Annotated in this window: 26 protein-coding genes; 10 read left to right on the forward strand and 16 right to left on the reverse strand. The window is 39.3% G+C overall.

The window, feature by feature from the left end; genetic code table 11:
* Position 1: 1 nt before the first annotated feature.
* The 7 genes from rplD to rpsL all read right to left on the reverse strand — a co-directional run bounded on the left by rplD (position 2) and on the right by rpsL (position 7,232).
* Complete coding sequence (gene rplD, locus OA84_RS01935; RefSeq protein ID WP_039341575.1) at positions 2–631, reverse strand: 50S ribosomal protein L4; 630 nt, start codon at positions 629–631, stop codon at positions 2–4.
* Positions 622–1,248: a 50S ribosomal protein L3 gene (rplC, locus tag OA84_RS01940; protein ID WP_039341578.1), complete on the reverse strand. Its 627-nt coding sequence runs from the start codon at positions 1,246–1,248 to the stop codon at positions 622–624. The genes rplD and rplC overlap by 10 nt, the downstream gene beginning before the upstream one ends.
* A gap of 665 nt (positions 1,249–1,913) precedes the next feature.
* Positions 1,914–2,414: a low affinity iron permease family protein gene (locus OA84_RS01945; RefSeq protein WP_039341580.1), complete on the reverse strand. Its 501-nt coding sequence runs from the start codon at positions 2,412–2,414 to the stop codon at positions 1,914–1,916.
* Between the two features lie 1,453 nt (positions 2,415–3,867).
* Positions 3,868–4,173 carry a 30S ribosomal protein S10 gene (rpsJ, locus tag OA84_RS01960; protein WP_002661363.1) on the reverse strand — a complete coding sequence of 102 codons (306 nt, stop codon included), beginning with the start codon at positions 4,171–4,173 and terminating at the stop codon, positions 3,868–3,870.
* 19 nt (positions 4,174–4,192) lie between these two features.
* A complete protein-coding gene (gene fusA, locus OA84_RS01965; protein WP_039341604.1) occupies positions 4,193–6,310 on the reverse strand; it encodes an elongation factor G in 2,118 nt (705 codons plus the stop codon).
* A gap of 6 nt (positions 6,311–6,316) precedes the next feature.
* Complete coding sequence (gene rpsG, locus OA84_RS01970) at positions 6,317–6,793, reverse strand: 30S ribosomal protein S7 (RefSeq protein ID WP_039341606.1); 477 nt, start codon at positions 6,791–6,793, stop codon at positions 6,317–6,319.
* Positions 6,794–6,818: 25 nt separating this feature from the next.
* Entirely contained in the window at positions 6,819–7,232 is a 414-nt protein-coding gene (gene rpsL, locus OA84_RS01975; protein WP_034718671.1) for a 30S ribosomal protein S12, read from the reverse strand.
* Positions 7,233–7,464: 232 nt separating this feature from the next.
* Here rpsL and pncB point away from each other — a divergent pair, with 232 nt between their 5' ends.
* The 4 genes from pncB to OA84_RS01995 all read left to right on the forward strand — a co-directional run bounded on the left by pncB (position 7,465) and on the right by OA84_RS01995 (position 11,496).
* Complete coding sequence (gene pncB / locus OA84_RS01980; RefSeq protein WP_039341611.1) at positions 7,465–8,646, forward strand: nicotinate phosphoribosyltransferase; 1,182 nt, start codon at positions 7,465–7,467, stop codon at positions 8,644–8,646.
* A 23-nt stretch (positions 8,647–8,669) separates the two neighbouring features.
* Positions 8,670–9,143, forward strand: coding sequence for a YciI family protein (locus OA84_RS01985; RefSeq protein WP_039341613.1), 474 nt, complete (start codon positions 8,670–8,672; stop codon positions 9,141–9,143).
* Between the two features lie 73 nt (positions 9,144–9,216).
* Entirely contained in the window at positions 9,217–10,725 is a 1,509-nt protein-coding gene (gene rmuC / locus OA84_RS01990; protein ID WP_052252068.1) for a DNA recombination protein RmuC, read from the forward strand.
* A gap of 3 nt (positions 10,726–10,728) precedes the next feature.
* Positions 10,729–11,496: a TrmH family RNA methyltransferase gene (locus tag OA84_RS01995; protein WP_039342638.1), complete on the forward strand. Its 768-nt coding sequence runs from the start codon at positions 10,729–10,731 to the stop codon at positions 11,494–11,496.
* Between the two features lie 53 nt (positions 11,497–11,549).
* Here the strand turns inward: OA84_RS01995 and OA84_RS02000 are convergent, their stop codons facing one another.
* Complete coding sequence (locus OA84_RS02000) at positions 11,550–11,876, reverse strand: hypothetical protein (protein WP_039341615.1); 327 nt, start codon at positions 11,874–11,876, stop codon at positions 11,550–11,552.
* A 343-nt stretch (positions 11,877–12,219) separates the two neighbouring features.
* A complete protein-coding gene (locus OA84_RS02005; protein ID WP_039341617.1) occupies positions 12,220–12,444 on the reverse strand; it encodes a hypothetical protein in 225 nt (74 codons plus the stop codon).
* Between the two features lie 167 nt (positions 12,445–12,611).
* Between OA84_RS02005 and OA84_RS02010 the strand changes: the two genes are divergently transcribed.
* Together OA84_RS02010 and OA84_RS02015 are read left to right on the forward strand one after the other, a co-directional pair.
* On the forward strand, positions 12,612–13,781 hold the full coding sequence (locus OA84_RS02010; protein WP_039341619.1) for a hypothetical protein: 1,170 nt from the start codon (positions 12,612–12,614) through the stop codon (positions 13,779–13,781).
* Positions 13,765–14,352: a hypothetical protein gene (locus OA84_RS02015; RefSeq protein WP_039341621.1), complete on the forward strand. Its 588-nt coding sequence runs from the start codon at positions 13,765–13,767 to the stop codon at positions 14,350–14,352. The genes OA84_RS02010 and OA84_RS02015 overlap by 17 nt, the downstream gene beginning before the upstream one ends.
* On the opposite strand, the gene OA84_RS02020 is transcribed toward OA84_RS02015, so the two are convergent.
* The 6 genes from OA84_RS02020 to OA84_RS02045 all read right to left on the reverse strand — a co-directional run bounded on the left by OA84_RS02020 (position 14,289) and on the right by OA84_RS02045 (position 19,564).
* The gene (locus OA84_RS02020) at positions 14,289–14,876 is read right to left on the reverse strand and encodes a 5-formyltetrahydrofolate cyclo-ligase (RefSeq protein ID WP_039341623.1); all 588 of its coding nucleotides are present in this window, start codon (positions 14,874–14,876) and stop codon (positions 14,289–14,291) included. The two genes, OA84_RS02015 and OA84_RS02020, sit on opposite strands and share 64 nt — an antisense overlap.
* A gap of 5 nt (positions 14,877–14,881) precedes the next feature.
* A complete protein-coding gene (locus tag OA84_RS02025) occupies positions 14,882–15,112 on the reverse strand; it encodes a ferredoxin (RefSeq protein ID WP_039341625.1) in 231 nt (76 codons plus the stop codon).
* Positions 15,112–16,359 (reverse strand): peptidase U32 family protein, encoded by a 1,248-nt coding sequence (locus tag OA84_RS02030; protein ID WP_039341626.1) that lies wholly within the window; start codon positions 16,357–16,359, stop codon positions 15,112–15,114. Before OA84_RS02030 ends, OA84_RS02025 begins: the two co-directional genes overlap by 1 nt.
* A complete protein-coding gene (trhO, locus tag OA84_RS02035; protein ID WP_039341628.1) occupies positions 16,359–17,711 on the reverse strand; it encodes an oxygen-dependent tRNA uridine(34) hydroxylase TrhO in 1,353 nt (450 codons plus the stop codon). The genes OA84_RS02030 and trhO overlap by 1 nt, the downstream gene beginning before the upstream one ends.
* A 292-nt stretch (positions 17,712–18,003) precedes the next feature.
* Positions 18,004–19,164 (reverse strand): GlmU family protein, encoded by a 1,161-nt coding sequence (locus OA84_RS02040; RefSeq protein ID WP_039342640.1) that lies wholly within the window; start codon positions 19,162–19,164, stop codon positions 18,004–18,006.
* 148 nt (positions 19,165–19,312) lie between these two features.
* The gene (locus tag OA84_RS02045; protein ID WP_039341630.1) at positions 19,313–19,564 is read right to left on the reverse strand and encodes a type B 50S ribosomal protein L31; all 252 of its coding nucleotides are present in this window, start codon (positions 19,562–19,564) and stop codon (positions 19,313–19,315) included.
* 182 nt (positions 19,565–19,746) lie between these two features.
* On the opposite strand from OA84_RS02045, the gene OA84_RS02050 reads away from it, so the two are divergent.
* From OA84_RS02050 to OA84_RS02065, 4 genes are read left to right on the forward strand one after another with little or no spacing between them, the layout of a single operon-like run.
* Entirely contained in the window at positions 19,747–21,147 is a 1,401-nt protein-coding gene (locus OA84_RS02050) for a hypothetical protein (protein WP_039341633.1), read from the forward strand.
* A gap of 29 nt (positions 21,148–21,176) precedes the next feature.
* Complete coding sequence (locus OA84_RS02055) at positions 21,177–21,503, forward strand: nucleotide pyrophosphohydrolase (RefSeq protein ID WP_039341637.1); 327 nt, start codon at positions 21,177–21,179, stop codon at positions 21,501–21,503.
* A 36-nt stretch (positions 21,504–21,539) separates the two neighbouring features.
* A complete protein-coding gene (locus tag OA84_RS02060; RefSeq protein ID WP_039341640.1) occupies positions 21,540–22,763 on the forward strand; it encodes a 3-phosphoshikimate 1-carboxyvinyltransferase in 1,224 nt (407 codons plus the stop codon).
* Between the two features lie 14 nt (positions 22,764–22,777).
* Complete coding sequence (locus OA84_RS02065; RefSeq protein ID WP_039341642.1) at positions 22,778–23,566, forward strand: SDR family oxidoreductase; 789 nt, start codon at positions 22,778–22,780, stop codon at positions 23,564–23,566.
* Positions 23,567–23,586: 20 nt separating this feature from the next.
* Here OA84_RS02065 and OA84_RS02070 read toward each other — a convergent pair whose 3' ends face one another.
* The gene (locus tag OA84_RS02070) at positions 23,587–25,125 is read right to left on the reverse strand and encodes an ACT domain-containing protein (RefSeq protein WP_039341645.1); all 1,539 of its coding nucleotides are present in this window, start codon (positions 25,123–25,125) and stop codon (positions 23,587–23,589) included.
* Positions 25,126–25,129 lie beyond the last annotated feature (4 nt).

Consider the following 25,129-nt stretch of genomic DNA (forward strand, 5'->3'; position numbering starts at 1 on the left):
TTTATTTTCTTAAATTTTCCTGAAATTTTTCTAATGCACCTTCTAAGAATACAATTTCTCCAGCATGTACCAAATCATAAGAACTGATCTCGTTGTACGTCAAAACTTTCGTCTTCGGTAAGTTTCTTGATGACAAGTACACGTTCTTGTTCGCTTCCGGTAAAATATAAAGAGATTTTTTTCCTTCAAATCCTAACGCATTGTTCAAAGTGATAAATTCTTTCGTTTTTGGAGCATCAAAATTGAAAGCTTCCAAAACTTTAATAGAATTATCTCTCATCTTTTGTGAAAGAACTGATTTCTTAGCTAATCTTTTCAAAGATTTGTTCAGTTTGAAACGGTAGTCTCTTGGTTTTGGACCGAATACTCGACCACCACCTCTGAAAGTTGGCGATTTGATATCACCATATCTTGCAGAACCAGAACCTTTTTGTTTTTTCAACTTTTTGGTTGAACCTACAATTTCGCTTCTTTCCTTTGATTTATGTGTGCCTTGTCGCTGTGCTGCAAGGTATTGTTTCACTTCTAAGTAAACCGAGTGCTGGTTTGGCTCAATTCCGAAGATTGCTTCGTCTAGAGTTACTTTTCTTCCGGTCTCTTTTCCTGATGTATTAAATACTACTAGTTCCATTTTCTGATAATTACATAAGAATTTTTTGCTCCCGGAACAGCTCCTTTTACTACTAAAAGATTTTGCTCTTCATCTACTTTTAACACCTGTAGGTTTTGTACGGTAACTTGCTTACCACCCATTCTACCTGCCATTCGCATTCCTTTGAATACTCGTGACGGGTCGGATCCTGCGCCAATAGAACCTGGGGCTCTTAATCGGTTGTGCTGTCCGTGAGTTGCCTGCATTACCCCCGCAAAGTTGTGTCTTTTTACAACCCCTTGGAAACCTTTACCTTTTGAAGTTCCGGTAACATCTACAAATTCACCTTCGGCGAACAAGTTTACCTTCACTTCATCTCCTACGCTTAACTTTTCTACGAAAGCATGGTAGAACTCTACCAATTTAGCTTTAGGAGCTGAACCTGCCTTTTTGAAGTGGCCGGCTAACGCTTTACCAACGTTCTTTTCACTCTTGTCATCGAAACCAAGCTGAGCAGCTTTGTACCCATCTTTTTCTACGGTTCTGACCTGTAAAACCGAGCAAGGACCTGCTTGAATAACGGTACACGGCATGTTTTTGCCATTCTCGTCAAACAGGGAAGTCATCCCGATTTTTTTACCAATAATACCTGACATTATTTATATATATTATATTATGTTCACGTTTTCAATCCCAGGTTCGGTGATTTCTATTTCTGAAATAGGCATACTTCTTCCTAAATTGAGTGTGCAAATGTATGAAGTTTTTTTGAATTGACAAACAGCGAGTTAAAAATATTTCCCCATTTCATATAAAAAACTTCAGATCGCTCCAAAGTCTTACGAATGAGTTCATTTTTAAGGCATTAAATTGTAATTAATGTAAATTTTCCGCCCAAATCTCTTCATCTGTTTTCCCCACGAAAAATCCGCCGCTAAAATGGCATTTTTTGAGATTTTTGATGGTAGAAATTAGATGTAGGATGTCACATGTCAGATGTCAGATGTCAGATGCAAGATGCAAAATTTTAAATTCCGAAATATTCGTGCATTAGTGGCATTATTTTCAGGAAGTAATGAATGGAAAACCATAGAAGTAAAAATCTGCTAAATCCGCAAAATCTGCGAGTTTAAATTCCATGTCGCAAATCCTCAAAAAAATTCGCCGCTACTCCGGCATTTTTTTCGATTTTAGGTTTTAGAAATATTCGTGCATTCGTGGCAATTCCCACGCGCGAAATGCAGCCTCTATTATAGAAAAAAAATTAGCCGCTTTAAAAGCAGCTTTTTTTCACTTTTATCGAAAAGGTGTTGCAGCAGAATTAGCGGTCCTCTTTTTCAATTTCGGCTTCAATGTGCAGGTTGCGCATTTTCACCTCTTGGTTATCTTCCGCCGCATCGATGGAGTGCGAAATATGCAAATCATTATCCTCCTGCGCCAGCTCTGAGAGTTTTTCGTAATACCGATGCAGCCTGTCCAGTTCTTTTTCCGTGAGATCTTCGATGTCAACAATCCTGTTGCTGGCTTTCTCGTGCGCGGCGATCAACTCGTTCAGCTTAATTTGTATGGCTTTGGAATCTTTGTTCTGTGATTTCTGAATGAGGAAAACCATTAAAAAAGTAATGATGGTTGTGCCGGTATTGATGACGAGCTGCCACGTTTCCGAATATTTAAAAATGGGACCGGTAAATGCCCAGCCCAGAACAATAACCGTGGCGCCAATAAAAGCGGCGGGGCTTCCGGTAAATTTACTCGCCCAATTCGCAAACTTGTCGAAAAAATTCGCTTGAGGTTCTTTATCTTTTTCTGGTGTGGTTTGCATTACTGATCATTTTACGTTGTGAACGCGAAATCACTGGCAATAATTGTGCATATTTTATTTGCCGTTATTTTGCCCAATTTTCTGAATTTCTTAAAAAGGAAAAAATTGGGCGTTTTAGTGGCGAATTTTCTCGATTTGAAAATGTGCTAATGTGATCATTTGAAGATTTCGAAAGCAGATAATTTTTCGCTGCTATTTCGGCGTTTTTTTAAATTTTTTTAAAACGGAAAAATCAGGCGTTTTAGCGGCGAATTTTTTTTAAACCTAACTTACTTTTTGGTATTAATTTACTTATTTACCCACATAATAATCATGATAACCGATAACAACAAATAGAAAAAAGTCGTGAGAATTTTTTTTCGGAAACCTTCAAGTGCGGATCGGAATCTAAGCAGGCAAATGAAAATTTTTAAACTTAATAGGAGATTGATAGCAATTACTACAATACTAATCGAAAACATGAAGGGTGTCTTAAAAGGTTCTGCTCCAAATAATAGAATAAAACCTAAACCGTGTAGAAAACCTAAATAATCTATGTAATTGTATAATTTTTTCATAAGTTATCATTCAACCCAAAATTTTGTATTGATTAGCAATAATAAAGAAATAAGCATAACTCTGCAAGTGGCGAGAAAATCGTTTTTACATCTCAACTTTAAGAATTTTTTTTACGCCGAAAATGATCAAAAAGATTTTCAGAGAAATGAAGTGATCGTAAGTTATTTACATTCACGAAAAAATTGGGCGTTTTACGGGCAAATTTTTTTGGATTTTAAAATTCGCTTCTAAAACCGGGGCAAGGTTTGGAATCTTGACAAGGTTAAGCTGTGAAGATTTTCTGGCGGCTTTTTTTGGCATTTTTTCCAGATTTTTAAAATTGAAAAATTATACTTTTTTACGCCGAATTTTTTTCGATTTGAAAATGTGATAATGTGCTCATTTGAAGATTTCGAAAGCAGATATTTTTAGCTGCTACTTTGGTTTTTTTTCTGGATTTACTAAATACCGAAAACTAGCCGTTTTAACCAGGAATTTCATAGAATTTGAAAATGTGGTAATGTGGTAATTTGCTCATTTGAAGATTTCCAAAGCACATATTTTTTAGCTGCTAAATGGGCAACTTTTCTTAAAATGTAAAATTAAAAAAAATGCACTTTTAGGCAGAAATAAACCGAAACCGTTCTTCTAGCCCCGATTGCAGCGGCATCCTTTTTTGAGGAGGCACGACGAAAAAAAAGATACAGCGGAAAGCGGGAACCCATCTTCGGGAGAGGCGCCACTTTTGTTGCTTCTAAAAAAAAATTCGGTGCGAAGACGCAAATTAGAAATCGAAAAAAATGCTCAAATAAGCGCCAAAAAAAATCCCTGATCTTTCGAACAGGGATTTTACTATCATAGCAAAGTATTTTCTGCAGCAGCTTAAAGCATAATTCTTAGAGCTCACCGCTTTTTATCACACTTTGATTTCTACGTCTACTCCGGAAGGAAGCTCTAATTTCATTAGCGCATCTACCGTTTTGGAAGAAGAAGAATAGATGTCCATCAATCTCTTGTGAGCTGAAAGCTGGAACTGTTCTCTTGCTTTTTTGTTTACGTGCGGAGATCTTAGTACGGTAAAGATTCTCTTGTTGGTTGGCAATGGAATCGGGCCGTTTACAACAGCGCCGGTAGCTTTTACCGTTTTTACGATTTTCTCAGCAGATTTGTCTACTAAATTGTAATCGTAAGATTTTAATTTTATTCTGATTCTTTGTGACATTTTGAACTAATTTAAATAATTAACCTCTTGCGATTTCGACTACTTTTTCAGCGACGTTTTGTGGTGCTGCTTCGTATTTCTCGAATTCCATTGAAGATGTTGCTCTACCTGAAGATAAGGTTCTAAGTGTAGTTACATAACCAAACATTTCGGAAAGTGGAACAAATCCTTTGATGACTTTCGCATTGTTACGGTCGTCCATACCATTGATGGTACCCCGACGCTTGTTAAGGTCGCCTACGATATCACCCATATATTCTTCCGGTGTTACCACTTCAATTTTCATAATAGGTTCCATGATCACTGGTTTTGCTTTTTTACCAGCTTCTTTGAAGCCCATTTTCGCAGCAAGTTCGAAAGAAAGTGCATCAGAATCCACCGGGTGGAAAGAGCCGTCTTTCAAAGTTACTTTAATTCCTTCGATTTCGAAACCTGCTAACGGACCGTTTTTCATAGCTTCTTTGAAACCTTTTTCTACGGACGGAATGAATTCTTTCGGAATGTTACCACCTTTAATTTCGTTAACGAACTCAAGGCCTGGTTTGTTGTCGTCAGCCGGAGCCAACTCAAACACAATATCAGCAAATTTACCACGACCACCAGATTGTTTTTTGTAAACTTCTCTGTGGTTTGCAGACATGGTAAGGTTTTCTTTGTACTCTACCTGTGGCTGTCCCTGGTTAACTTCTACTTTAAACTCACGTCTCATACGGTCAACAATAATGTCGAGGTGAAGCTCACCCATACCGGAGATGATTGTCTGTCCTGAAGCTTCATCAGTTTTCACCTGGAAAGTTGGATCTTCTTCAGCCAATTTTGCCAAAGCGTTACCCATTTTATCCTGGTCAGCTTTAGTCTTAGGCTCTACCGCGATACCGATTACCGGATCAGGGAATACCATAGATTCAAGAACAATAGGATGTTTCTCGTCACAAAGGGTATCACCGGTTTTGATGGATTTAAATCCAACCGCTGCACCAATGTCTCCAGCTTCGATATATTCAATTGGCTCCTGCTTGTTAGCGTGCATCTGGAAGATACGGGAGATTCTTTCTTTATTGTTAGATCTAGTGTTCAAAACATAAGAACCAGCATCAAGTCTTCCTGAATAAGCTCTGAAGAATGCTAATCTTCCTACGAAAGGATCGGTAGCAATCTTAAATGCCAAAGCTGCAAATGGTTCAGTTACGGAAGGCTTTCTTGAAATTGGCTCATCTGTTCTTGGGTCTGTACCGTCAATCGCTTCCTTGTCCATTGGTGAAGGAAGATATCTACATACAGCATCAAGCATGAACTGTACTCCTTTATTTTTGAATGAAGAACCGCATGTCATCGGGATAATACTCATATCCAAAGTAGCTGCTCTTAGCGCTGTGTGAACTTCTTCTTCGGTGATGGAATTTTCGTCTTCCATAAATTTCTCAAGAAGGTTTTCATCGTACGCAGCAATTTCTTCAATCAGTTGTGCTCTGTACTGCTTCACTTCATCAGCCATTTCAGCTGGGATGTCTACGATGTCAAAAGTAGAACCGTGGTTTTCCTCGTGCCATACAATCGCACGGTTTTTCACCAAGTCTACAACACCTTTGAAATCTGCTTCGTCACCAATTGGCAATACGATAGGCACTGCATTAGAACCTAGCATTTCTCTTACCTGCTTACAAACGTTCAGGAAGTCAGCTCCCTGACGGTCCATTTTGTTTACAAAGCCCATACGTGCAACTTTGTAGTTGTCCGCAAGTCTCCAGTTGGTTTCAGACTGAGGCTCTACTCCGTCTACTGCAGAGAAAAGGAATACAAGACCATCAAGTACACGAAGTGAACGGTTTACCTCTACGGTAAAGTCAACGTGTCCCGGTGTATCTATGATGTTGAAGTGATAATTTTTAGCATCTGCAAGTGCTTTCCCTTGCTCAGTTGGGAATTTCCAGTCTACAGTTACTGCTGCAGATGTAATGGTAATCCCTCTTTCAGCTTCCTGCTCCATCCAGTCGGTTGTAGCACCACCTTCGTGAGTTTCACCAATTTTGTGGTTTTTTCCGGAATAAAATAAGATTCTTTCTGTAGTGGTGGTTTTCCCTGCATCAATGTGCGCAGCGATACCAATGTTTCTTGTAAGTTTAAGATCTCTTGCCATTTCAGATTAGAATTTAAAGTGTGAAAATGCTTTGTTAGCTTCAGCCATTCTATGAGTGTCTGTTTTCTTTTTGTACGCAGCACCTTCTTCTTTCGCAGCAGCGATAACTTCAGCAGCTAATTTAGATGCCATAGATTTATCGTTTCTTGCTTTAGAATATTTGATTAACCATTTCATCGCCATAGAAATTTTTCTGTCAGCGCGGATTGGCATTGGAATCTGGAAGTTTGCACCACCAATTCTTCTTGAACGTACTTCTACGTGTGGCATAACGTTAGTCAAAGCATCTTTCCAAATTTCAAGTGCCGACTTTTCGTTTTCTCCTTTTTTGCTTTCTACGATATCTAATGCATCATAGAAAATTTTGAATGCGATGGATTTTTTACCATCAAACATCAAATTGTTTACAAATCTCGTTACCAGTTGATCACTAAATTTAGGATCCGGTAACAAGGGTCTTTTTTTCGCTTTCGTCTTTCTCATTGTTTCGTTTCTTAAAAATTAGTGATTACTTTTTCTTACCTTTTGCCGGTGCTGCAGCAGCCTGACCTGGTTTTGGTCTCTTAGCCCCGTACTTAGATCTTCTCTGAGTTCTTCCAGCTACACCTGCGGTGTCCAAAGCTCCACGAACAATGTGATAACGTACTCCCGGTAGGTCTTTCACCCTTCCGCCTCTAACCAATACTATCGAGTGCTCTTGAAGATTATGTCCTTCGCCCGGGATATAGGCGTTAACTTCTTTACCGTTAGAAAGTCTTACCCTTGCTACTTTTCTAAGTGCAGAGTTAGGTTTCTTAGGGGTGGTGGTATATACTCTTGTACATACACCTCGTCTTTGTGGACAAGATTCAAGGGCAGCCGATTTGCTCTTCTTGGCAAGCGAGACTCTTCCTTTTCTTACTAGTTGTTGAATAGTAGGCATTTAATTGCTTTTTATTTTAGGGGGCAAAAATACAATTTTTTTTCGAATTGGCAAACGTGCCTTTCTTTTAATTTTTAATTAAAATTTTTAGCATATCTATTTATATATATCAACCGGCTAAAAGTTTTCCTCATTTAAAAATATTTATTTGCCGCTATTTTGCCTAAAAATCCCGTTTTACCAGTTTATTGGTTTTGAATTTCTAAATTTGCTCTTACACTAACCTATATATATGAGTGAAGTCCGTTTAAGGTCAATTCTCGACAATGATTTTTATAAAATCACCATGCAGAATGCCGTAATTAAACTCTTTCCCAACGAAAAAGTAAAATATCAGTTCATCAACCGCGGCAAACATTATTTTCCACCCGGTTTCGCCGAAGAACTTCGCCGAAGCATCAATGCCATGGCTGAATTGAAGCTGACGCGCGACGAAAAGAAATTTCTGCAGATCATGTGTCCGTATCTCGATATGCCGTATCTCGATTTTCTTGCAGGCTATCATTACGATCCTTCAGAAGTTTCAATCGTTCAGACCGAAGATAATCTCGAAGTCACTGTGGAAGGCCAATGGTACCGCACCATTTTGTGGGAAGTTCCAATTCTCGCGCTTATTTCCGAACTGCATTACGAAATGAATAATATGCAGCGCAATTCCGATGAATTTGTCATCCAGAATACTTTAGAAAAGGCCGGTCAGCTTAACAACCTTCATGTCACTTTCGCGGAATTTGGGACGCGTCGCCGTCATTCCTACAAAGTTCAGGATTTGGTCGTGGAATCGCTGGTGAAAAATAATTCCTCCGGAAACTTTATTGGCAGCTCCAATGTGCATTTTGCGATGAAATATGGTGTAAAACCCATCGGCACGCACGCGCATGAATGGTTCATGTTTCATGGCGCCGAATATGGCTTCAAAATGGCAAACGCACTTTCGCTCGAACATTGGGTTGATGTTTACCGCGGTGATTTGGGAGTGGCACTTTCCGACACCTACACCACCGAAGTTTTTTTCCGGCAGTTTGACAAGAAATTTGCAAAACTCTTTGATGGTGTTCGGCACGACAGCGGAGACCCGATAGAATTTGCCAACAAAACCATCGACCATTACAAGAAAAACGGCATCAATCCACTCTTTAAATACATTATTTTTTCTGATGGTTTAAACCTTGAGAAAGTAGAAGAAATCACCAAAGCCTGCGAAGGCAGAATCGGGATTTCTTTCGGTATCGGCACCAATTTAACCAATGATGTCGGCTTAAAACCGATGAATATCGTGATGAAATTAATCGCAGCACAATCCATCACCGGCGATTGGATTCCCACCGTAAAACTTTCGGACGAACACGGGAAATACACCGGTGATCCGAAAATGATTGAGCTTGCTAAAGAATTTTTAAAAATCGATGCTTAAGCATCTTTCAAACCATTAATATCATGAAAAAAATTCTGCCCTTTATAGCCCTTTTTTTGCTTTTTGCAAATTTCACCGCGCAGGTGAAGATTCCTGGAGAAAAATTCAATCAAAGGTTAGCGGACTCTCTTGGCGCCGATCAGCGAGGAATGAAAAACTATATGTTGGTCATTTTGAAAACCGGACCAAATGACGCCGTGATTTCAGATAAAAAAGAAAGAGAAAAACTTTTCGAAGGTCATTTCTCAAATATGACAGCGATGGAGAAAAGTGGCAAACTCAAACTCGCCGGTCCTTTCGCGACAAAAAACACCTTGAATTACCGCGGAATTTTTCTTCTTGATGTGCCGACAGAAACAGAAGCCGCAGCCTTGCTTCAAAATGATCCCACCATAAAAAACGGCATTTTTACCGTAGAAATTTTGCCGTGGTATGGTTCGGCCGCCATTCCGATGCATCTTAAATATCACCATCAAATTTCGAAAGCTAAACCTTAATTTAAAAGTTGAATTCTTCAGCTATTTTTCCACAATTTAAAAATATCCGCTTATTTCTCCCTATTTTTGAAATATGGAAATCACGACTTTATTTATAGGAATTCTTCTTGGCGCAATCATCGGCGCTGTCATTTTATATTTTGTGCTGAAATCCTCGCATTTGCCGCGAAAAACTTACGATGACGTCAATCAAAATTTCATCCGCACGCAATCGGAACTCGAAAATTCTGCGGTAAAAATCCGGGAATTAAACGAATTTTTTCAAAAGGAAAAAGAAACCAATCAATCGCAAACCGAAATTCTGAACCAGCTTAAAAATGAAATTGCCACGCTGAACGCGGAATATTCTTCAATTCAAAACCAATTTCATGAACAGCGCGAAACAAATGCCCAGCAGACTGCGCAAATCAACCATTTAATCGCTGAAAAGCAGGATATTTTTGGTAAAAATTCTGAACTCAGCGCCATCAATGAAACTTTGAAAAATTCCCTCGACAATCAAAAGGAGGAAATCACCAAAATGCAGGAGCTGGCGAAAAACGAATTTCAAAATCTTGCGACAAAAATTCTGGAAGAAAAAACGAAAAAATTCACCGAAACAAACCGGGAAAATCTTGACCTTTTACTGAAACCTCTTGGAGAAAACCTGGAAACTTTCAAAAAAAGAGTAAACGAAGTTTATGATAATGAAGCCAGAGAAAGGTTTTCATTAAATAACACCATCAAACTGATGATGGAACAAACCAACAAAATCAGCCAGGAAGCGAACAACCTTGCCACCGCGCTTAAAGGGCAAACCAAAACCCAAGGCGATTGGGGCGAATTGATTCTGGAAAGAATTCTGGAAGATTCCGGTCTTACAAAAGACCGCGAATATTTTACCCAGTTCAATATTAAAAATGAAAACGGGGAAAACCAACGGCCCGACTTTATGTTGAAACTTCCTGGAAACCAAATTGTAATCATCGATTCCAAAGTATCGCTAAATGCCTACGAAAGAATGGTTTCTGCAGAAAATGAAGATGACAGAAATGCAAATCTCAAGCTTCACATCGCCGCTGTACGAAAGCATGTTGACACCCTTGCGCTGAAAAGATATGATCATCTGAAGGAATCTCTGGATTTTACCATTATGTTCATCCCGGTAGAACCGGCTTTCTTGACCGCGCTTCAGTACGACACACAACTTTGGAACTATGCATATAAAAAACATATCATTCTTTTAAGTCCCACAAATCTCATTGCTTATTTGAAACTTATTTCAGATGTCTGGAAAAGGGCTGACCAAAACCAGAATGCTGAAGAAATTGCGCGGCAGGCAGGCGCACTTTTCGATAAGTTCGAAGGATTTGTCAGCGATCTTTTGAAAATCGGAAAAAAGATGGATGACGCTAAAGGTGATTATGAAAATGCAATGAAGAAACTAACAACCGGTCGCGGAAATCTCGTTGGCAGCGTACAGCGGATTAAGCAATTAGGAGCATCAACGCGAAAACACCTGCCGGAAGCGCTTTTAGAACGGGCAAACGATGAATCTGAAATCAGTCTTTTTGATGAAAAAGAAGAAAATAATCAATTGTAAATGATGCTGATTGAAAGTTTCCAGAACGAGAAGATAAAATATGTGATACGCCTCCTTTCGGACAACCGTTTCCGGAAAAAAGAAGGCGTATTTGCCGTGGAAGGAAAACAGGAAAATGAGCGCGCGCAAAAATTCGGCTTTAAAAACCAGGAATTTTATATCGCTGAAAGTATTTTCAAAGACCAGCTTCCAGACGGAAAAATTCATTTGGTTTCAGATAAAGTTTATGATAAAATCGCGTATCGAGGCACTTCGGAAGGAATAATCGGGGTGTACAAAACGCCGGAAACCAAGCTTGAAGATTTTAAACCTTCAGAAAATTCGGCGGTGATTATCGTAGAAAGTGTAGAAAAACCGGGCAATTTGGGCGCAATTTTAAGAAGTTGTGAAGCTTTCGGCATCGAAGCTTTAATTATTACCGACTCCAGGGTCGATTTTTTTAATCCTAATGTCATCCGCTCCAGCGTGGGCTGTTTGTTTGGAATGAATATTTTCGCTTCAAGCAATGAAAAAGTCGCGGAATTCCTGAAGGAAAACGACTTTAATGTGTACACCACTTTTATGGATGAAAGCGCAGAGCCGCTTCAAAACCGAAATTTTTGCCAGAAAAGCGCCATAATTTTTGGTACTGAACATTCGGGGCTCACCGATTTTTGGCTGGGGAAAGGTTTAAACACCATTATCCCAATGGCTGGAAGTATAGATTCTCTGAATCTGAGCAACGCTGTCGCAATTTGCAGCTATGAAATTTTAAGACAGAAAATGAAATAAAAAAAACCGTTTCTAAAAAGAAACGGCTTTTTTTTGTGAGCTTTAAGCTAAGATTATTTTGCAGCGTCAGCAGCATCTTTAGCAGCATCTTTAGCAGCATCAGCAGCACCAGTTGCAGCATCAGCAGCACCTTTAGCAGCATCTTTAGCTTGGTCAGCAGCAGCGTCAGTAGTAGCAGAAGCAGCATCTTTAGCAGCGTCAACAGTAACTTCAGCAGCAGAATCAACAACAGTAGCAGCAGAATCAGCTACCATTGCAGCAGAATCAGCAAGAGTTGCAGATGCAGAATCAGAAGCGTTAGCAGTTTCTACAGTTTCAGTTTTGTTACAAGCTACTAAAGCTACAGCAGCGATTGCAGCTGCGAAAAATGATTTTTTCATAATAAGTTAAATTTAATTGTTTTGTTTTCTGTTTGCGTTCATTCATTTGAACAGAACAAAGATATAGCGAGAAAAAAAATTGTTTCTGAAAATTACTTGTAATCTCCTTGTAAAAATATTTTACAAAAAAACAAAGCTGATTTTCAACATCTTAAAGTAAAAACCTGCCTTTTTAAGGTTCCTCAATATATCATGTTAAGGATAAAACTTATCTTTAAATGATGAAGAATAATTAAAATAGAATTGCATTATGTGTTTGGCGCCAGGTGGGAGCGTTATTCATTTAAGAATAAAAAAACCGCCACGCACTGAAGCGGGCGGTTTTTATTGGAAGCTAAAATAATTATTTAGCAGCTTCTACGTCAGCTTTGATTGAATCAGTAGCAGCTTCAGCAGTTGCCTGAACTGAATCAACAGCAGCAGTTTCAGTAGAATCGATTGCTTCGATTGTAGAATCAGCAACAACTTCTAAAGAATCAGTTGCGTTAGCAGTTTCTACAGTTTCAGTTTTGTTACAAGCTACTAAAGCTACAGCAGCAATAGCAGCTGCGAAAAATGATTTTTTCATAATAAATTAAATTTAATTGTTTGTTTCTTGTTTGCGTTCATTAATTTGAACAGGACAAAGATATAGCGAGAAAAAAATTTGTTTCCGAAAATTAATTGTTTTATATTTGTAAAACCGATTTACAAAAAAGGACTACTGAAAATCAATAAATTACACCTATTCTGCAATTGAGCGATTTAGATTTATTACACTTCGAACAGCTAAAAAATGAGGTTCAAACTCAGTATTTAGAAAACCATACGCCCTCCTTTGATGATATTTCAAAATGGAAGGGCATTGACATCATATATTTTCAGGAAGATTTACGAAAAATCGCCAAAGGAAATATCAGCGAAAAAACTTTTTACACCTACTTTAAAAACTCGCCGGTAACCAAATTACCGCGGATTGATATGCTGAATATTCTTTCTGTTTATGCGGGTTACGTATCTTGGTATGATTTCAAGAAAAACCATCTTTTCTCCGACGAGATCTTAAAGGACCTCGAAGAGGAAGACGAAAATCTGGAGGAAATTTTATCTCAGGATATTAAAAATGCACCGGAAATTGAAGAGGAAGAAAAAAATCCGGCACCTAAGCCTAAAATTTCAGAAAAAACCGTTGAAAAGCAGGTAGAAAATTATGATTTACAAAACTCTACAACTGATATTCAAAACGTTAACAAAAACGGACCAACTTTTTCCTCTTACGACACTACGGAGCAAAAAGGCACATTCTCTCTTGTAAAAAAATATCTTTGGTTGGGAATTTCGCTCGTTTTGGCAATTTTGGTTGGTCTCCTTGGTTTCAAAGATGAACTTTTCAGCAAAAAATTCTATTACAGTTTTATAGACGCAGACCGAAACTCCAAAATCAATGCGGAACTGCAGGTGCAAATCCTGAAGGAAAACGAGTCGCCAATCGTTTACACCGCGAAACCGAATGAGCCTTTCGTTTACACCACGCAGTCAAAAAGCCTGACAATGGTCGTTTCCTCCCCTTATTACCGCACCGATACCATTCACAGAAACCTCGAAACTGCACCTGAAGCCGAAACCATTGAGCTGAAGCCGAACGATTACGCGATTATGCTTTTCTATTATTCCAAATCCATAAAAGATTTGAAACGTAAAAGAGAAACACTTAACTATCTGATCAGCGATGATGCCCTGATTTACCAGGTTTATGACAATGAAACCTACGGCGTAGAAACAATGGATAAACAGCGGTACATCAACCTCGTAACTTTACCTTCAACTTCGCTTGAAAATCTGGAAGTAATTGAAACTAAGGATGATAAATCGAATAAAATTATAATGATTAAATTTAAAATCGCTACCGATGAAAAAATTAACTAACATATTTTTTATTGCATTCACCATGCTCTTCTTCTTTGTTGCGTGCAAAAAAGAAGAACCACAACGCTCTGATCTCGAAATTGTAAGAAATAACAACAACCAATTGTCTTACCCCGTAACAAAAATGGACAGCGCACAGGCAATTACCACCATCACCAAACAAAAAATTCAGGAATTGCTGGATTTATCTACGCTCTATACCTCAGGAAACAAAGACACAGAAATCGATTCGGTAATTTACGCGCAGATGATTAAAAGTTATTTTGTAGATCAGGATTCCATGAAACTTACCGCAATTTTGTCGCAGCTCGACAGTTTGAAGGTAAAAACCGCGAAAGTCGGAAACATTAAGGTTTCCAAGAAAATGAACGAAAAAGACACTTTGGATTTTGCGCAGTTCAGCGTGGAATATTTTGACAGTAAAAACAGGTCGCTGGGAACTTTCGAAAAAACCGCGCAATATGTTTTGAAACCGTCACCGGTGAAATTCCAGAAAGAATTTAAGTTCTACTTTGTTGATTTTGATTCAAAATTGCCAAAAGACAGCACGTCGGTCGGTGTTACCAAATAATCCAGCGGAATATCAAACTCAGAAATATCTTCAACATCGCTTTCCGGCGGAAAAAAACTAACGCCCACTTTCAGCACATTTTCATTAATGTTCGTTAAAAAGCGGTCGTAAAATCCTTTGCCGTAACCAACTCTGTTTCCCTTTTTATCAGCGTAAAGCAAAGGCATAATCACCAAATCGAAATCTTTAACACCTGAATCTTCATTACCGACCGGTTCTTTTATTCCCCAGGAATTGGTTACCAGCGGCGTTTCCGCTAAGATTTCTATTGCGATTATTTTTTCATTCACAATTTTCGGCACAAAAACCCGGATATTTTTTTGAAAAAAATAATTTAAAAAAAATGCCGTTTCAACCTCCTTTTTTTTCGAAATGGATAGGAAACAATGCACTTTCTGCCCGTTGGAAAGCTGAAATTTTTCATTAAAATTCCGGAAAATTTCTTCTGATAAATTTTGAACCTCAGCCAAACTAAGGTTCATTTTTTTCTCCGAATATAATTTTCTCAGGGCTGTTTTGGTCATTTTTTCTAAATTTCCTTTACAGAAATAATCTTCACCGGACAGGCTTTTGCGGCTTTTTCACAAGGTTCAAAAGCTTCAAAAAAAGGCGTTTTAAGGGTGAAAAAACCTTTTTTATCCACCGTTTTCAGCAAAACCGATTTGCCGTCTTTTTTCGACATCCGGAAATATTCCGGCGCAAATTCCGCGCAATAATTACAGCCGATGCATTTTTCACGCTGCAAGGTTACGATGACCATCAGTTATTCTCTACGATTTTGTAAAGCTTGTCAGACGGACGAATTTTAAATTCGGTTTTAAAAGTGATTACGTCCGACTTCGAAGCTTTCGATGCGTTAGGTTTTGTGTCCACAAGCATTGCATCTAAAACCATTTCCTGGGAACCGGTCGTAGGACCTTGGATTAAAACGCGATCGCCCACGTTTAGATCATACGCTTCCACCAGAAACTCTGCAACATTGGATTTTGGGTAAAAATGTCTGCCTTTTCCGATATAAATTTTCTTTTGAGTTGCCGCTGAACCCGAAACATTGGACCATTCGCCCAATTCCTGACCAAGGTAATAGCCCGCCCAGAAACCTCGGTTATACACCGTTTCAAGTCTTGCCATCCAGTCCGCAACTTTTTCCGGGCTGAAAGTTCCGTCTGCAACTGCATCAATCGCTTCGCGGTAACATTTCGTAACCGTTGCCACATATTCGGGCGCACGGCCACGACCTTCAATTTTCAAGACTTTTACGCCAGAATCTACCACATGATCTAAAAAATTGATGGTGCACAAATCCTTTGGCGACATCATATATTCGTTATCGAGCTCGATTTCAAAACCGGTTTCCTGGTCAATTACGGTATATTTCTTACGACAGTTCTGCTTGCACGCACCACGGTTTGCAGAGGAATTATGCGAATGCAAACTCAAATAGCATTTCCCCGAAACTGCCATGCACAAAGCGCCGTGACCAAAAATCTCCACTTCAACCAAATTTCCCGATGGTCCGCGAACATCATCTTTAACAATCTGATCGCAGATTTTTTTCACCTGCATGATAGAAAGTTCACGGCTCATCACCATCGTATCGGCAAAAAGCGCGTAGAACTTCACGGTTTCGATATTGGTGATATTGATCTGCGTAGAAATATGCACTTCCATGCCGATTTGTCGCGCGTAAGAAATCACCGCCTGATCCATCGCGATCACCGCAGTGAGATTTGCGGCTTTTGCTTTGTCTAAAAGCGTTTTAATGAGCGATAAATCGTGATCGTAAATGATGGTATTTAAAGTAAGATACGTTCTAACCCCTTTTTCAGCACATCTTTGCGCAATTTCCGGTAAATCATCAATGGTGAAATTAATGGAAGCGCGCGCCCGCATATTAAGCTGCTCCACACCGAAATAAATAGAATCTGCACCGTTATCCAGAGCGGCCTGCATTGATGTGAAATCACCCGCAGGTGCCATCAGTTCGATTTTTCCTGAAGATGTCATTAGCTTAAGATTTTAAAAAGTTTATCAGACAGGCGAACTCTGAACGGAACCGGGAAAGTAATCTGGTCACCGGCTTTTGCGGTTTCGCAAGCTTCACCATTGGCAAAAATTTCAGTTATGTTAAATTTCTGTTCACCTGTTGTTGGTCCGGAAATCAAGACTTTATCACCAATGTTAATCTCACCATTTTCAAGTAAAAACTGTGCGATTTTAGATTTGGTATAATAATGTTCAGCTTTGCCCAGCAACACTTTTTTTATACTGATTTTCTGTCGGATATTTTTTTCCGCCTTTGCAAGCGCTTTTTTTGGTAATTCGCCGGACTTTTTAAATTTCAACGCTTCAGATTTTCCTTTCCGGAAAATTTTATTACCAACCTGAACGCCTTTTCGCAATTTTATCTGTTCCGCCAACGGCAAATGAATAATATCCTGACATTCGGCAGAACAGCAGTTTTCCATGGCAGCTTTACACTCATCACACTGAATGAAAAGCAAATGACAACCTTCATTAGCACAGTTCGTGTGATTATCACAGGGTTTTCCGCACTGGTGACACTGCGAAACAATATCCTCAGTAATTCTTTCACCAAGTCGGTGATCGAAAACGAAATTCTTACCAATGAATTTGCTTTCAATATTTTCTTCTTTAATCTGGCGCGTATACTCGATGATTCCACCTTCAAGCTGATAAACATTTTTAAAACCCTGATGTTTGAAATAAGCGCTCGCTTTTTCACAACGGATTCCGCCGGTGCAATACATCAGCAGGTTTTTATCTTCTTTGAAATCCTGTAGTTTTTCATTAATGATCGGCAAACTTTCCCGGAAAGTTTCCACATCCGGCGTAATGGCACCTTCAAAATGTCCGACTTCACTTTCATAGTGATTTCGAAAATCTACGACAATCGTATTTGGATCTTCAAGTAAAGAATTGAATTCTTTTGCTTTCAGGTGAATTCCTTTATTGGTAACATCAAAGGTTTCATCATTTAAACCGTCGGCCACAATTTTATGCCGCACTTTAATGGTTAATTTCAAAAATGAATGGTCATCGTGCTCCACGGCCTCATTCAGCCGAATGCCTTTCATAAAATCATATACTTCCAGCGTTTCGCGGAAAGCAGCCAGATTTTCCTCCGGAATACTCATCTGAGCGTTGATACCTTCGTGCGCCACATAAATTCTGCCCAGCGCATCGAGGGCGTTCCAGGCTATAAATAATTCGTCGCGAAACTGCTTAGGATTTGGGATTTTGGCGTACGCATAGAAAGACAAAGTAAGACGCTGCTTACCGGCTTCATCAATAAGCTGGGCTCTTTCTTCTGCGCTTAAGGTGTTATACAGTTGCATGCTATAAACGGTTTAAGTGAGAAAATTTTTGCAAAGATAAAAATTTTAGCGTCATTGCGAGCCACACAAATGGTGAAGCAATCTGTTGCTTTTATAGAAAGTTTTATTTGGGCAGCTTTTTGACGGCGTCGAATGTCAAAGTGTAATTTATTTTGGCAGACATTTCCGCCCTCCGTTCCCGCTTTTTTTTGTCATTGCGAACGAAGTGAAGCAATCCATTGAACTTTTTTCCAGTCGCAATAACAAAAAAAGAGCTCCACTCAGGTCGGGCTGCAATTTCTAGCCGCTAAAATCAGTAATTTTCGTAAATATACTTCAGGATATTCTGGTCGGTTTCTGTAAACGGAACTTTTCTTCGCGCCATCGCCAGTTCAGCAACTTCATAGGCTTTTTCAAGCTTGAATTTCTCGTCACCTTTCATTCCGCCCCAGGAAAAACTCTCAATTAAATTTGGCGGAAAACCGGATTTAAAAATATTCGCTGCAACACCAACTACCGTTCCGGTGTTAAATTGAGTATTGATCGCAGATTTCGAATGATCCCCCATAATCAAACCCGCAAATTGCAGGCCTGTAGAGGCAAATTTTTTCGTTTTATAATTCCACAGTTTTACGACGGCGTAATTATTTTTAAGGTTCGAGGAATTGGTATCAGCACCGAGATTACACCATTCTCCAATTACAGAATTCCCGATAAAACCATCGTGGCCTTTATTTGTATAACCAAAAATCACAATATTATTCACTTCACCGCCCACTTTACAGTGTGGACCAACCGTAGTCGCACCGTAGATTTTCGCACCTAAATTAAATTTCGATCCTTCACAAAGTGCAATCGGGCCGCGCAGGTTGCAACCTTCCATCACTTCTGCGTTTTTACCGATGTAGATTTTTCCGGTTTTGGTGTTCAAAGTTGAAAATTCTACCTCGGCGCCTTCTTCAATAAATAAATCTTTTTCGTCGCCCAAAAATCCATTCGTTGCAGAAAGCTTTTGCGAAGTTGTGCCTTGCGTCAGCAATTCAAAATCAAAATCCAACGCCTTGTCATTAAAGGAAAATAAATCCGTCGGCTGCGTGAAAAATAAAATTTGTTCCTCAATATCCGTCATTTTATTAATTTGGCTCAGAGAGAAATTCTCCATATTAATTCGCACTGCAAGCAGTTCATCCTTGTAAACCAAAGCTTCACCCAATTTCAAATCTTTTATCTGAGCTAAAATCGCAGGCGTTGGTAAAAAGTTCGGAACCAAAAAAATGCTCTCTTTAGCGGCATATTTTTTAAATTTTTCCTGCAGATAATCTTCCGTCAAGTAAGAAACATCGGAAATTTCCAGCAATTTCTGCCATCTTTCGGAGAATGTCAGAATTCCGCAACGCATTTCTGCGACGGGGCGTGTGAAAGTTAGCGGTAAAAAATCTTCCCAGAACTGGGCATCGGAAAAAACAAGCTGCATGTGATAGATGTTAGGTGTTGGCTGTAAGATAATCGATAAAAAATTGCAAATAAAAATACCATTTTTTACCGAAAATAACTTCAAAAAATTGGAATAAAAAAAGTCTTTCAAAAAAAATTGAAAGACTTTAGTTCTAAAAATTCGGCGCTTATTTCGCGAATTTTTTGTATTTGTTCATGAATTTGTCAACTCGACCTGCGGTATCAACTAATTTCACTTTTCCGGTATAGAAAGGGTGAGAAGTTGAAGAGATCTCCATTTTTACCAATGGATAAGTTTCTCCTTCATATTCAATCGTATCTTTGGTATCTGCTGTAGATTTGCAAAGAAACACCTCGTCGTTACTCATATCTTTGAAAACAACAAGTCTATAATTTTCTGGGTGGATTCCGTTTTTCATAACTTATTTTATTATTAATAATTAAAGCTTTGCTTTCGAAATAGTAATGGTATTTCTCTGCTAAATTTTAGACCGCAAAAGTACAATTATTTTTTTAATTTGCAAATACAACTCCTATTAAATTTTAAAGTCTTCACCTCAACAATTTTAATTAAATTTGAAAAATCAGTATTCTTTCGTCTATGAACCGCTATAAAACCATTCTTGCCACCGTTTTTTTTCTGCTTTTGGCGGTTTTAAGCTGTACGCGCGATGACCTCAATTTTGAAGGTCCGAGCCAACTTCTGCGCGTTTCCGCAGACACGGTTTTTCTGGACACGGTTTATAATCAGGTTCGTTCCGAAACTTATGCGGTGAAACTGTACAACGACGAAAACAAGGATGTGCTGATTCCTGAAATTTCCCTTAAAAAGGGCGAAAATTCTCTGTATAGAATTAATGTTGACGGAAAATCCGGCACCACGTTCCGCGAGGTTCTGTTAAGAAAAAAAGACAGTCTTTATATTTTTGTTGAAATTGCGCCCGTTGCAAACGCTCCGGAAGCAATTGCCGAAGATTTCATCAGCGTAAAAAGCGCCGCCGGAACTCAGGAAATCACCTTGTTTTCTGTGGTTCGGGACGCAGAATTTTTTATTCAAAGCAAAACCAATCCGAATATTCTTTCGGAAAATACCACTTGGAGCAACGAAAAAGCAAAAATTATATTCGGTGATTTGACGCTTGCGAGCGGAAAAACTTTAGACATAAAAAAAGGAACCAAGGTTTACTTTTTTAAAAACAGCAGCTTGAAAATTTCAAAAAACGCGACTTTAAATATTACCGGAGATTTGGGCAATGAAGTAATTTTCCGCGGTGACCGAAATGATCCGCGTTACGACACCATTCCGAAAAACTGGAACCGGATTTCGCTTGACGAAAATGCGAAATTAACTATGAATTACGCCAAAATTTTCGGCGGAACGCGTGGGTTGGAACTTAATCAGGCGACAGCGAACATCGAAAACAGCATCATTCACACGCATCAGGAATATGGAATTTACGCCGTGAATTCTGTTGTAAACGCTAAAAATCTGGTCATGAACAATTGCGGCGAAGCGGATTTTGGTATTTTTAAAGGCGGAACGTACAATATCATTCATTCCACGCTCGCGAATTACTGGGATTTAAATCCGTCTTTGCCGGCGCTTGGCTTGTATGCCACAAACGAATTTAATAACGGAACTTCCCCGGAACAAGGTGCTTTAACTTTAAACATCCGAAATTCCATTATTTATAACAAGCGCGAAAATGCAGTGGTTTTTAAACCAACTTCGGGACAGGTTTTCAATTATCAAATCCAGAACTCTTTGCTTAAATACAGCACAAACGCCGGATTTAATTTCGATTCAAATCCAAATGTCATTAATTCCCTTAAAAACGAAGACCCGAAATTCCAGAATTATTTCGCCGAAAAAATGAATTTAAGGCTGAAAGATGATTCGCCCGCAAAAGGAAAAGGAAATGTCTCAGTCGCCGCAACTGTTCCGTTAGACATTGTAAAAATTTCGCGGCTGGTAAAACCAAGTCTCGGCGCTTATCAATAAAAAAAATTCCGGCCTAAAAGCAGCAAAAAATGGAAATTACCAAACTACAAAACGAGGTTGATGACTGGATAAAAACCGTCGGCGTCCGCTATTTTAATGAGCTGACGAATATGGCGATGCTTACCGAAGAAGTGGGCGAAGTAGCGCGAATTATTGCGCGCAGATATGGCGAACAAAGCGAAAAAGAATCTGATAAAACGAAGGATTTAGGTGAAGAACTTGCGGATGTACTTTTCGTGACTTTATGCCTGGCAAACCAAACCGGCACCGATCTTCAGCAGGCTTTCGACCGGAAAATGAAAAGCAAAACCGTGCGCGACAAAGAGCGGCACCAGAATAATAACAAACTAAAATAACCACGCGAAATTTGCTTTTCGGTGAAAGACAGAAAAATGCAGCTGGAAAAATCAATTTTAAAAGACAATGAAACCGTTGAAATCAGCGGTTCGAAAAGTATTTCAAACCGTCTCCTGATCCTCAACCAACTTTACGACAATCTCATCATCGAAAATTTGTCGACTTCGCAGGACACGCAACTTTTGCAATCTGCGTTGGAAAGCAACAGCGAAACGATTGATATTCACCATGCCGGCACCGCCATGCGTTTTTTAACTTCTTATTTTGCAATTCAGGAAGGAAAAACTAAGGTTTTAACCGGTTCTGAACGCATGAAACAAAGACCCATCAAGTTTTTGGTTGAGGCGCTGCGAGATTTGGGTGCTGAAATTTCTTACCTCGAAAATGAAGGTTTTCCGCCCTTAAAAATTACCGGCAAAAAACTCGGAAAAAATGAAGTTTCTATTCCTGCGCACGTCTCCAGCCAGTTTATTTCCTCATTAATGTTAATCGGTGCGAAACTGGAAAACGGTTTGAAAATAAATTTGGTTGGCGAAATTACTTCGCGGCCTTATTTAGAAATGACCTTAAAACTCCTTCGGACGATCGGAATTACGACGGAATGGAATGACCAAACGATTGAAATCTATGCCGGAGATTTAAGTCAAAAAGATCCGCAAACCATCAAAATTCACACGGAAAGCGACTGGAGCTCGGCGTCCTATTATTATTCGCTCGCGGCGATTGGTCGCAAAAGCATCAATTTGAAATCTTTCCGTCCCTACTCATTGCAGGGCGATTCCGTCATCAAAGAAATTTACTGGAAAAATTTTGGTGTAAACACCATTTCCGAAGGCGCTGAAAGCAAAATTTCACTCCTTACGGAAAGTTCTTTCATTTTGCCCGAAAAAATTGAAATCAATATGAACGACTGCCCGGACATTGCGCAAACTCTGTGTGTGACGGCGACCGCGCTGCAAATTCCTTTTGAAATCACGGGGCTTTCCACTTTAAAAGTGAAAGAAACCGACAGATTGGTGGCTTTAAAAAATGAACTTTTCAAAATTGGCTGTATCTGCGACATCACGGATGACTCCATCGCTTCCGTAAAATTTTTCGAGGCAAATGACCATATTTTTATCGAAACGTACAATGATCACCGCATGGCGATGAGTTTTGCACCTTTTTGTCTCATTAAACCACTTGAAATAAAAAACTCCAGCGTGGTGGAAAAATCCTACCCTGATTTCTGGAAAGATTTTCGCCAGGTTTTGCAATAATTATTTAAATAAAAATGACAATAATAATCACCGGCACTTCGACCGGAATTGGTTTCACACTCGCCGAATATCTTGGCAGGAAAGGGCACAAAGTTTTCGGGCTCAGCAGAAAAAATGTGGAATCCGAGTTTTTTAAAACGATTCCCACCGATATTACCAATCCGGCACAGGTTGAAAATGCCATTGCCGAGATTTTGAAAACCGAAACACGCGTCGATGTTCTTATCAACAACTCCGGAATGGGAATGGTCGGCCCGGTTGAAGATTCTACGAAAGAAGATATTTTAAAATTATTCAATTTAAATCTCGTAGGTTCGGTACAGATGATGAGCGCGGTTTTGCCGAAAATGCGTGAGCAGAAAAGTGGCAAGATCATCAACATTTCCAGCATCGGCAGCGAAATGGGTTTACCTTTCCGTGGCTTTTATTCTGCTTCAAAATCCGCGCTGGATAAAGTGACTGAAGCCATCCGCTACGAAGTTTCGCCGTGGAATATTCAGGTTTGTGCGCTGCATTTGGGCGATATTAAAACCAGAATCGCCGAAAATCGGGTAAAAACCAATGTTTCCGAACCTTACCAAAAAACTTTCGGGAAAGTTTATGGTTTAATGAATTCTCACGTTGATGATGGCACAGAACCACTAGAAGTTGCTGAATACATTGAAAAATTGCTCGCTAAAAAATCCTGGAAAGCACATTTTTATTTCGGCAAATTCGGGCAAAAAATTGGCGTTCCGCTGAAATGGTTTCTTCCCCAGAATTTCTACGAAAACCTGATGCGGAAATACAATCAAATTGACTAGGTTTTTTTTAAAAGTTTAAACTATTTATTTTCGCTGAGTCGTAAAATATCACCAAAAACACCGCGTGCGGTAACTTTTGCGCCCGCGCCTGCGCCCATAATTACGAGCGGATTTTCACCATAATTTTCGGTGTAAATTTCAAAAATTGAATCTGAACCTTTCAGCTGACCAAGCGCGGAATTTGCCGGAACTGAAACAAGCTGAACATCCAATTTGCCTTTTTCCTGCTGTAAATCTCCGTGCAGTTCACCGACGTAGCGCAGCACATGCCCCTCTTCCTGATTGTTTTTAAGGTTTTCAAAAATTCCGTCCAATTCGGGCAAATTTTTGGAAAATTCCAAAGCGTTTGATTTTCGGAGATTTTTCGGAACTAAATTCTCAATGTTAATATCCGAAAATTCATTTGCCAAATCCAGTTCGCGTGCCAAAATTAGAAGTTTCTGCGCAACATCATTTCCGGACAAGTCTTCTCGCGGATCAGGCTCGGTAAAACCTTTGGAAATCGCTTCTTTTAAAATGTCAGAAAACCTGTCGTCGCGAACGGAGAAATTATTAAAAATATAGCTCAGCGACCCGGAAAAAACACCTTTAATGCGCGTAATATTTTCACCCGAAAGATGCAGCAATTTAATGGTATCAATGAGCGGTAAACCGGCTCCGACATTGGTTTCGTAGAGATATTTTTTATTCTTTTTCCGCAAAACATTACGCAAATCGCGGTAATCGGAAATGGGTGAAGTGTTGAAAATTTTGTTTGAAGACACCAGATCAAAACCGTTTTCCGCCAGAAATACATAATTCTTAGCCAGCGCGGAACTTGCGGTTACATCCACTGCGATTAAATTCTCGAGGTGATGAAGCTGCGCAAAAGTAATAAGCTTTTCAACGTCTGGCTTTTCCTCCGCCTGAGAAATTTCCTGCTGCCAGCTTTCAGAAAATCCTTCGGTATTAAAAGCAACTTTTTTCGAATCTGCGATGGCAAAAATTTTCAAATCGAGTTTTTTCCGGTTTCTGATGTCTTTACTTCGTTCCAAAACCTGGTTGATCAGCGTAGCACCGACTTTTCCGTGACCGAAAATGGCGAGATGAACGGTTTTCGGTCTGGAGAAAATTTCCGCTTCAAGAATGTTCTTTGCTTTTTCACCTTGCGAGGAAGTCACCACCAAACTGACTTTATTTTCTGCGGAATTTTGGTTTAAAATCAACGGGAAAACGTTGTTCCGTGCGAGTTCGGTCATAATTTTATTGAAATCTTTAACGACAAAACTTAAAACCGAAACATTATTGATGCTATAAATCTGCCGCACTTTGCCGCTTTTTCTTTCGTTTTCAAACTCGTCGATTAGGCAGTTTACAGCTTTTTCGGAATCGGAATCGTTGACCAAAACGGAAATTCCGTTTTCAGCGGCTTGTTGAGAAATGACGCCAACGCTGATTCTGGCGTAAGTCAATGCTTTAAAAATCCTTCCATCAACACCAATTTCGCCCAGGAAATCCTTTCCTTCAAATTTGATGATGGCTTTATTTTTCAAAATTTTTATTTCAGCTCTGTTTTTCATTAAA

The sequence above is a fragment of the Kaistella solincola genome, assembly GCF_000812875.1.
Lineage (GTDB): Bacteria > Bacteroidota > Bacteroidia > Flavobacteriales > Weeksellaceae > Kaistella > Kaistella solincola.

Excerpts from the sequence above, each read along its gene's own strand:
- rpsJ (WP_002661363.1), bottom strand. The coding sequence starts at position 4,173 with ATGTCACAAAGAATCAGAATAAAATTAAAATCTTACGATTACAATTTA.
- OA84_RS01985 (WP_039341613.1), top strand. The coding sequence starts at position 8,670 with ATGAAAAAAATTCTGCCCTTTATAGCCCTTTTTTTGCTTTTTGCAAAT.
- rplD (WP_039341575.1), bottom strand. The coding sequence starts at position 631 with ATGGAACTAGTAGTATTTAATACATCAGGAAAAGAGACCGGAAGAAAA.
- OA84_RS01995 (WP_039342638.1), top strand. The coding sequence starts at position 10,729 with ATGCTGATTGAAAGTTTCCAGAACGAGAAGATAAAATATGTGATACGC.
- OA84_RS02055 (WP_039341637.1), top strand. The coding sequence starts at position 21,177 with ATGGAAATTACCAAACTACAAAACGAGGTTGATGACTGGATAAAAACC.
- OA84_RS02025 (WP_039341625.1), bottom strand. The coding sequence starts at position 15,112 with ATGGTCATCGTAACCTTGCAGCGTGAAAAATGCATCGGCTGTAATTAT.
- trhO (WP_039341628.1), bottom strand. The coding sequence starts at position 17,711 with ATGCAACTGTATAACACCTTAAGCGCAGAAGAAAGAGCCCAGCTTATT.
- OA84_RS02000 (WP_039341615.1), bottom strand. The coding sequence starts at position 11,876 with ATGAAAAAATCATTTTTCGCAGCTGCAATCGCTGCTGTAGCTTTAGTA.
- OA84_RS02020 (WP_039341623.1), bottom strand. The coding sequence starts at position 14,876 with ATGACCAAAACAGCCCTGAGAAAATTATATTCGGAGAAAAAAATGAAC.
- rpsL (WP_034718671.1), bottom strand. The coding sequence starts at position 7,232 with ATGCCTACTATTCAACAACTAGTAAGAAAAGGAAGAGTCTCGCTTGCC.
- rmuC (WP_052252068.1), top strand. The coding sequence starts at position 9,217 with ATGGAAATCACGACTTTATTTATAGGAATTCTTCTTGGCGCAATCATC.
- OA84_RS01945 (WP_039341580.1), bottom strand. The coding sequence starts at position 2,414 with ATGCAAACCACACCAGAAAAAGATAAAGAACCTCAAGCGAATTTTTTC.
- OA84_RS02060 (WP_039341640.1), top strand. The coding sequence starts at position 21,540 with ATGCAGCTGGAAAAATCAATTTTAAAAGACAATGAAACCGTTGAAATC.
- fusA (WP_039341604.1), bottom strand. The coding sequence starts at position 6,310 with ATGGCAAGAGATCTTAAACTTACAAGAAACATTGGTATCGCTGCGCAC.
- OA84_RS02040 (WP_039342640.1), bottom strand. The coding sequence starts at position 19,164 with ATGCAGCTTGTTTTTTCCGATGCCCAGTTCTGGGAAGATTTTTTACCG.
- rplC (WP_039341578.1), bottom strand. The coding sequence starts at position 1,248 with ATGTCAGGTATTATTGGTAAAAAAATCGGGATGACTTCCCTGTTTGAC.
- OA84_RS02005 (WP_039341617.1), bottom strand. The coding sequence starts at position 12,444 with ATGAAAAAATCATTTTTCGCAGCTGCTATTGCTGCTGTAGCTTTAGTA.
- OA84_RS02030 (WP_039341626.1), bottom strand. The coding sequence starts at position 16,359 with ATGACATCTTCAGGAAAAATCGAACTGATGGCACCTGCGGGTGATTTC.
- rpsG (WP_039341606.1), bottom strand. The coding sequence starts at position 6,793 with ATGAGAAAGACGAAAGCGAAAAAAAGACCCTTGTTACCGGATCCTAAA.
- OA84_RS02065 (WP_039341642.1), top strand. The coding sequence starts at position 22,778 with ATGACAATAATAATCACCGGCACTTCGACCGGAATTGGTTTCACACTC.
- OA84_RS02015 (WP_039341621.1), top strand. The coding sequence starts at position 13,765 with ATGAAAAAATTAACTAACATATTTTTTATTGCATTCACCATGCTCTTC.
- OA84_RS02070 (WP_039341645.1), bottom strand. The coding sequence starts at position 25,125 with ATGAAAAACAGAGCTGAAATAAAAATTTTGAAAAATAAAGCCATCATC.
- OA84_RS02045 (WP_039341630.1), bottom strand. The coding sequence starts at position 19,564 with ATGAAAAACGGAATCCACCCAGAAAATTATAGACTTGTTGTTTTCAAA.
- pncB (WP_039341611.1), top strand. The coding sequence starts at position 7,465 with ATGAGTGAAGTCCGTTTAAGGTCAATTCTCGACAATGATTTTTATAAA.
- OA84_RS02050 (WP_039341633.1), top strand. The coding sequence starts at position 19,747 with ATGAACCGCTATAAAACCATTCTTGCCACCGTTTTTTTTCTGCTTTTG.